We start from the raw sequence: 7,581 nt of genomic DNA on the forward strand, positions 1-7,581 counted from the left end.
CCAGTCAGGTTCGAGCTCGGCATAATCACGGCCCCGGCATAATCTGAGTTATCCCGAATTCGGGATAACTCAGAGTCGTGGTTTAAGACTTTGAAGTATATGCCGGCTTTCCCAGAAAGGTTTGGTTCGTTGGAGCACGCCAGGGATTTTATGGACCGGTTTGTTCATGCTTATAACACTGAGCATCGCCATTCAGGACTGGGGTTTCATACTCCTGCCGACGTGCATTTCGGGATGACTGGGCACGTGGATGACCAACGCCTAACGGCGTTGGAGAAAGCATGGGCGGAGCATCCTGAGCGGTTTGGAAAGAACCGATTACCGAAGAAAATGTTGCTGCCTGAAGTGGCTTGGATTAACGAACCGATCAAGCAGGAAGAAGGAGAAAAGATGCTGGTCTAAGACTTAGTGGTCTCACTTGACTTGAAAATTTCCGGTGGCCCAAGTTTCTACTTTTTGGTTAGACACACCCAGCCCAGACGTACAAAACGCTGCCGTAATTGGACTTCGGGAAGATATGTCCTGGTACGTCGCTGGATTCGCCATCCTCGGATTCCTTGTGGGTCTCATTAAGCTCGTCATGTCCCAGGACGTGAAAAGTAGCCTCATCGGGCTGGCAACACCAATTGTGAATTTGATTCTTGCCACCACGGCCTACGCGGTAGGCATCGGAGTACTGCTTACCGCGTCCGATGAGTTCTCGAAATGGATTGTGCAGCGCTCCACGGGTGGGGAAATAGATCTCACTCAAATGCTCACAGCGAGTTCTGCGTTGCTTGCTAGTCCTGGCACCGCCTTCTTGCTGTTCATTTTGTTGCTGCTCGGTGCGATCATCAATTTGCTGTTCATGTATTTCCGAGACGTAATGTTCTTGATCCTCTCGGCATTCATTGTGGCTTTAGCTGCTGCCAGCGGTACAGAACAAGGCCGACAAGCGTGGCGCAAAGCCAATGGTTGGCTAGTTGCTTTGCTGTTGTTCAAGCCGGTGGCTGCTGGGATCTATGCCCTCGGTTTCCGCATGCTCGTCACTGGCGGTCAAACTGAGGGCGAAGAAGCTTCTGTCGCTGCTGCGATGCAGTCAACCCTGATTGCAGTGCTGATTTTGCTTTTGGCGGCGTTGGCGTTGCCAGCTTTGATTAAATTCATCGTTCCTGCAGCTGGGGTCGGTGCTGGTGCCTTCTCTGGTGGTGCAGCCCTTGGTGCTGGTGTCACGTTAGCTGCTGGCGCAGCGGTTCTGGCGGGTACTGGAGGTGCGGCCGCTGCGGGCAGTGGCGCAGCCGCAGCAATACCGAATGGTTCAACTACGGCCGCATCTACGGCTGCGGGTAAAGGCGCGGAAACCGCGGCAACATCAGGTAGTACTGCCAGCGGTGGAGAAGCGAGCGCGGCTGCTGGTGGCAGCTCGGCTGGTGGCGGTTCTGGTGCGTCGGAAGCCGTCAGCGGTGGCGGCAGTTCCTCAGGTTCTTCTTCGGCTGACTCTGGTTCCTCATCGAGCGCACCTGCAGGTGGTGGCTCCGATTCTTCCGGCTCTAGTTCCAGTGCATCAAGCGTGGGGGCAACACCATCAGGTTCAGAATCATCATCATCTTCTGAAACGGGTTCTTCTCCTTCGTCCGGGTCGGGCGACAGCTCGGCACCGGCTAGCGGCGATAACGCGCAGTCAGGTGCTAACTCAAACGAGTCAGCCAATTCTTCTCAATCCTCAGGATCATCTCCAGAAGGCTCATCGGACGGACAAGGAACAACACCGAACGGCGGGCCTTCCGGGGCAAAACCCGCAAATAAGGTCACCGAAGCGATGCAGAAGATGGGCGATATGAAGGATCTTGCCCAAGGCTCGAATCCGAGCAAGCTCGTAGATGAGGACGGCGAATAATCATGGCATCTTCCGAAGTACGAATCGAACCAAACACCTTCGGCAACCTCACCGTTCCACGCCGCTCAGGACTCCTAGGTCTGTCAATGGGCCAAAGCCTCATGCTCGTGCCCATCGTGTTGCTGGTCATCGTTATGGCTGCTCGCGGCTGGGTTCTTGCCGCTGTCATCATCGCCTTATCCACAATCCTTGCCTCAGTGCTGTTGCTCGTGACCAAGAAGCAAGGCCGATCCATCTATGGGAGACTCATGCTGCGTCTAGCTCAGCGTCAAAAAGTCGCATCAAAAAAGCACGTGTACCTCGCAGGCCCTGCCGGATTCACCCCTGACGGCCAAGTACGCCTGCCGGGCCTGATGGCCAAATCCCAGCTGACCGAAACTGCTGATTCCTACGGCAACCCCTTCGGCCTCATCCGCCTCTCCTCGCGGGGGCACCATAATTATTCGGTTGTTCTTGAATGCTTCCCCAACGGCGATAGCCTCATCGACCAGACGGACGTGGATAACCAGGTAGCGCATTGGGCCAGCTGGCTCACCCAACGCGGTCTGGACGAAGGAATCCGCGGCGCGTCAGTGACCATTGAATCATCTCTGGATTCAGGGCTGCGCTTGCAGAGGCTGCTGGCCGATAACCACCGGGACGATGCCCCGGACTTCGCTAAACAAGTCGTGCAGCGCATCGCTCAAACAGATCATTCCAGCTCACCCGAAGTGGTCGCAAGAATTACGCTGACCTTTGATGGTCGCCGGGTTGACGGCAAAGCCGGGGATCGCGGCATGGAAGAAATGGCTGAGGAGATTGGCAACAAGCTTCCCGGCATCATTTCCGGCCTGGCGAACACCGGGGCCGGTGCAGTCCGCCCATGCAGTGCGCAAGACATTATTGACTTCACCCGCATAGCCTATGACCCGACCACCGCAGCGGCAGTGGAAGAAGCCCAAGCCAACGGCGGCACCGGACTAGCGTGGGAGGATGCTGGCCCTTCCTTCGCACTGGACGCGTTCGACCATTACCGGCATGACCGGGCGGTGTCGAAGTCGTGGACGATGTATGAAGGCCCACGCGGCGCTTTCATGTCCAACTCACTTTCACGGCTCACCGCACCAAGTGAGGGCGCGTTGCGTAAGCGCGTGACCCTGCTCTACCGTCCAATCCCGGCTGACCAGACGTCCACTGTGGTGGAGAACGAGCAGAAAGATGCCATGTTCTCCGGCTCCCAGCAGCGCGTCTCAGTCCGTGCACGTCAGCGGCTGGCCGCAGCACAGAAAACAGCGCAGGAAGAAGCCTTAGGCTCCGGCCTGACACGCTTCGGCCTGATCGTAACCATTAGCGTTCGTGAGGCTGAGGAACTGAAAAAGTTTGACCGTACCGTTCCCGGCATGGTCTCCCACGCCAAACTTCGTGTGCGTGAAGCCCTGGCTAACCAGGCGGTGACCTTCCAAGCTGGTCTGCCGCTGGGCATGGTCGTGCCTGATCACATGATGATCCCCGACGAGATTAAGACGTGGTTCTAATGTCTCCTTTGAAAAATCCTCTTCGCCCCCTAGACGAAGAAGGGCCAGTGTCGAGCTTGAAACTATCCAAGCGCGACGTGTCCAGGCTTGAACGAGCTGCGAAAAAAGCTGCCCCAAAAAAGCCGAAAGAGCCAGGGTTTCTTTCCCGTCTCCTGGCCGAAGGTGCGAAGTCCCGTCACCTGCCAGGAGACGCGGGCTGGAACCGGCGCGGCGGCGGGCCGGTGAACTACATCGAAAACCCTGTGGAGGTCCAAGGCTCTTGTGTTCAGGTGTGTGGGTTCTGGCCGTTCATCAACGGCGCTGGATTACCCACCATCGGCGCACCGTTAGGCCGCCACCTGCTGCGCAATACGCTGGTCACTGGCGATCCAGTCTCGTGGTTCCTCAACGGCATTATTTCCAACCCTTCCGCGTTCATCCTCGCTCAACCCGGACTGGGTAAGACCTCTCTGGTGCACCGGCTGCTGGCAGTGCTCACCGCGTGGGGCGTGGTGCCGATGATCCTGGCCGACTCCCGCCCGGACTACGTTCCACACATCCGCGCATTGGGAGGGCAAGTCATTACGTTCTCCCCCGGCCAAGGGCACCTCAATCCCTTGGATCTCGGACCGCTGGTGGCCAGCCTGAACGAGATTGACGATGACAAGGCCCGCGACATTGCTATCCAAGAGATGATCAGCCGCCGCCGCTCCCTCATGGAAGGCATCACCTCCATGATGCTCGGCCGCCCCTTACAGCCTCACGAATCCACCTGCCTTTCGGTAGCGATCAACGAGCTGGACCCCCATCTGCAAGAGGCTCCGCTGATCGGGGATCTGGTGGATTTCATGCGTTCACGTCCCGAAGTGCTGCGCCAAAACGTCCTGGCCTACGATGATGACCACGAATACGATCAACGCCTCCAAGCCCTGCTGGATGCACTAATCAACCTCGGCCCGTCCGGTGCCTACGGCGATATGTTCGCCAAACCATCCGACGCGCACATTACCCCCGGTGTGCCGGTCGTGTTCGACATTTCAGGCGTGAACGAAAACGACAGTGTCTTGGTCGCAGCCGTCCAGTCACTGTGCTGGAATCTCGGCTCAGCCACCGTCTCAGCCGAACAGCATCTGGCCGCTGCGGGCAAGCGCAAACGCCGCACCTACTTCCTGGTCATGGATGAGCTGTGGCGCATCCTGCGCGCCAGCGATGACATGGTGCACTTCATTGACACCATCACCCGGTTGAACCGTGGGCGCGGCATCGGCCAAGTCATGATCACCCACACCATGAACGACCTGCGCCTGTCCAAAGAGCACCTGACGGCCACTGCTTGGGGGTTCGTGGAACGCTCCGCAATGGTGTTCCTCGGAGGACTGGCACCGTCGGAGATGGGCAACCTTGAAGAAGTGTTCGCGTTGTCTTCGAAGGAAAAATCGTTGATGACTGATTGGACTGGTGAAGCGGTCGTTGATCCGAAGACTAATAAAGCTTCCCGCCGTCCAGGGGCCGGCCATTTCATCTTGAAAGTCGGTAAGAATCCTGGCACCCCGTTTGTCACTCACCTGACAGACCTTGAATTCCAGATTTCAGATACCAACCGGGCGTGGGAGATGGTGAACAAATGATCGGCACAGATCCACGTTCAGGACGCAAAAACCAGCCAGCAAACGACGATGCACTGTGGATGATTGGCGGCGGCGCTCTTGCGCTGCTCATCCTCGGGGTGGTGTTGTGGACGTTCGGAGCGATCCTAGATCCCAAGGTTGAAAACACCTCAAATAATCCAGTGCAGATCCTCATGGATCAAGGCCGAGGCTACCTGCCGATCGGCGGGCTGCAAATCACCGTCTTTGCCATCGGCATGCTGCTGCTGATTGCCGTGATCCTCATGCTGGTGCTGGTCTGGCGGCGCAGCCGAGGCACCAGCTCCCGCGTAGATCACCTAGCTAAAGAAATGGGCCACGCAAAAGATTTCAAAGCCCTGGAAGAACCGGCAGCACGCCAAGACTCTGAACGTCTCGGCGCACAGAAAGCTGGGATCGGCGTACCCCTGGCCAGACTGGTCAACAACCATAAACCTTTGTTTAGCTCCTATGAGTGGGTGCAAATCTGGCTGATGGGTCCACGCGCCGGTAAAACCTCCTGCGTGTGCGTGCCACAGATCCTCGAAACCGGTGGCCCGGTGCTGGCAACTTCAAACAAGCGAGACATCGTGGATATGACCCGTGGCCCCCGCGCCCGGGTAGGCACCGTCTGGGTCCACGACGTGCAAGGCATCATCGGCGAAGAACCTTCCTGGTGGTGGAACCCTCTGTCCTTCGTGACAGATATGAAATCGGCAGTGAAACTGGCCGATGTGTTCATTGCTTCAGAGACTTCAGCCGGCGCGAAATCCGATGCGTACTTTGAATCTGACGGTAAACGGCTACTCTCCCATTTCTTGTTTGCTGCGGCCATTGCGAAACGTCCCATCACCGATGTGTTCGCCTGGGCGCAAGACCCCGAGGACAAAACAGCTCGTGACCTGCTGGACGAGCACGGTTATCAAGACTTTTCTTCCGCACTCTGGCAGATTCAAGGCTTGACCCCTAAGCAGCGTGACGGCGTGTATGGCACGATGCGCCCATGGATCACAGTGCTCTCCTACGAAGAAGTTACCCCCTGGATTCGCTCGAATGGGAACTTCTCACGCCCTGAATTTGACCACCGCAAATTAGCTACCGGCACCGACACCCTGTATCTGGTCTCCAAAGAAGGTGCAGGCACCGCGCGAGCAATCACCGCAGCGTTGGTCATGGCTGTCATGGATGCCGCCGAAAAAACGGCCGCTGCCATGACAGGTGGACGGTTAAAAACCCCGCTGATAGCAGTGCTCGATGAGGCCGCAAACGTGGTGCGCTGGCGCGAACTGCCCGACGTGTATTCCCACTACGGCTCACGCGGCATCGTGGTCTCCACGTTCTTCCAGTCATACAAACAGGGCGTCGAAGCTTATGGGCAAGACGGCATGGATAAACTGTGGGGCGCGTCCAATATCCGCGTAGCCGGCTCGGGACTCTCGGACGATAAGTTCCTGCCGTATCTGGAAAAGCTCGTCGGTGCCCGCGACGTGCTCAAACGCTCATCCAGCACCAATGGCCGCAACGGGCGCTCAGTGTCCAGTTCAATGCAACGCGAATCCATCCTGGAAGTCTCCGACCTCGGTGCATTGCCGCGAGGCCGAGCTATCGTCACCGGCTCCGGCATCCCCGCAGGATTATTGGAACTAGTGCACTTCTCTCAGAAGCCATATGGGGAAGATGTGAAACTTTCACAGGGGTACTACGAAAACGTCAAGAAATATATTCTTTAGAACAAGACAAAAGTCGGCTACCGACGAGCATCTGCTCGTTGGTAGCCGACTTTTAGATCACGACGTAAAAACTCAGGATGAAACTTTCGAAGTAGTATCGATCGAAAGCACTAGAACCCCTTCGTCGCCTTCCTGAACAGACCACTGCTGATCTGCCGGATAAACGTTAGAGTTATCTGTCGCTGAAGAGCAGAAATCAATCTTTGCACGACTCAATGCAATTGATTCTGCATCGCTTCCCTTGCCAAATACCAACCATTGTTGACTATCGTCGGTATCAGTATTGATTTGCTCCGTGGCAGTCTTCATTGCGGCAGGAAGATTCGCAGGTGGCGTCGAGTACGGGCATAGCACTGCAACGTGTTCCCAGCTGTCTACCGGGGAATTCTCCTGCGGTAGCGTCAAATTTTCGCCACTTTTAGCCTCGGACGTCAGAGTTTCCTCATATGTTCCACCAGCCGCGCATCCGGAAGCAAGAACACCGAAAGCAATTAGGGGAACAATCTTCAACGAAAGTCGTTTTGTAAAATTCATTCTCACACTCAGAAATTGTTAGAGGGTGACCAGCTTGTTCTGGTTGGCCAGGGATTTGCACTTAGTACTGCTCTTAGACGCTGTTTTCTGAGCCTTACCGACCGATCGACCAGTTTTGTTATTGGCCAGATCCATCTTCTTCTCACGTGCTGGCCCATTACGAACCGCTTCATGATTCGAAGCAATCTTCATTGCACCGTTTTCACCAATGCTAATTGTCATCAGAGCATTCCAGTAACAATGACGGTAAGCATCTCCCCTACCATTATGCAGTGACTTGGGGAAAAGCTTCTTCGCAGACGCTGAGGCATTATCTGCGTCCT

6 protein-coding genes and 1 pseudogene are annotated in these 7,581 nt (G+C 56.2%); 5 read left to right on the top strand and 2 right to left on the bottom strand.

All coding sequences use genetic code 11. The annotated features are described in order from the left end of the window. Window positions 1-69 precede the first annotated feature (69 nt). From ACT3UA_RS18460 to ACT3UA_RS18480, 5 genes and pseudogenes are all read left to right on the top strand, one after another. Window positions 70-402 (top strand): annotated as a pseudogene (locus ACT3UA_RS18460) (integrase core domain-containing protein); the annotation flags it as partial. A 34-nt stretch (window positions 403-436) separates the two neighbouring features. After that, window positions 437-1,876, top strand: a complete 1,440-nt coding sequence (locus tag ACT3UA_RS18465) for a hypothetical protein (protein WP_096284365.1) — start codon at window positions 437-439, stop codon at window positions 1,874-1,876. A gap of 2 nt (window positions 1,877-1,878) precedes the next feature. Continuing rightward, entirely contained in the window at window positions 1,879-3,390 is a 1,512-nt protein-coding gene (locus ACT3UA_RS18470; RefSeq protein ID WP_096284367.1) for an SCO6880 family protein, read from the top strand. Between the two features lie 47 nt (window positions 3,391-3,437). Further along, window positions 3,438-4,997: a hypothetical protein gene (locus ACT3UA_RS18475; protein WP_255248362.1), complete on the top strand. Its 1,560-nt coding sequence runs from the start codon at window positions 3,438-3,440 to the stop codon at window positions 4,995-4,997. Further along, the gene (locus ACT3UA_RS18480; protein ID WP_096284371.1) at window positions 4,994-6,724 is read left to right on the top strand and encodes a type IV secretory system conjugative DNA transfer family protein; all 1,731 of its coding nucleotides are present in this window, start codon (window positions 4,994-4,996) and stop codon (window positions 6,722-6,724) included. The genes ACT3UA_RS18475 and ACT3UA_RS18480 overlap by 4 nt, the downstream gene beginning before the upstream one ends. Window positions 6,725-6,796: 72 nt before the next feature. Here the strand turns inward: ACT3UA_RS18480 and ACT3UA_RS18485 are convergent, their stop codons facing one another. Beyond that, entirely contained in the window at window positions 6,797-7,258 is a 462-nt protein-coding gene (locus tag ACT3UA_RS18485; RefSeq protein ID WP_141393490.1) for a hypothetical protein, read from the bottom strand. 18 nt (window positions 7,259-7,276) lie between these two features. Further along, window positions 7,277-7,581: DUF6973 domain-containing protein (locus tag ACT3UA_RS18490; protein WP_444617803.1), on the bottom strand; the 305-nt coding region annotated here is incomplete at its 5' end.

Source organism: Glutamicibacter sp. 363, from assembly GCF_052379505.1.
Classification (GTDB): Bacteria; Actinomycetota; Actinomycetes; order Actinomycetales; family Micrococcaceae; genus Glutamicibacter.

Excerpts from the sequence above, each read along its gene's own strand:
- ACT3UA_RS18470 (WP_096284367.1), top strand. The coding sequence starts at position 1,879 with ATGGCATCTTCCGAAGTACGAATCGAACCAAACACCTTCGGCAACCTC.
- ACT3UA_RS18480 (WP_096284371.1), top strand. The coding sequence starts at position 4,994 with ATGATCGGCACAGATCCACGTTCAGGACGCAAAAACCAGCCAGCAAAC.
- ACT3UA_RS18485 (WP_141393490.1), bottom strand. The coding sequence starts at position 7,258 with ATGAATTTTACAAAACGACTTTCGTTGAAGATTGTTCCCCTAATTGCT.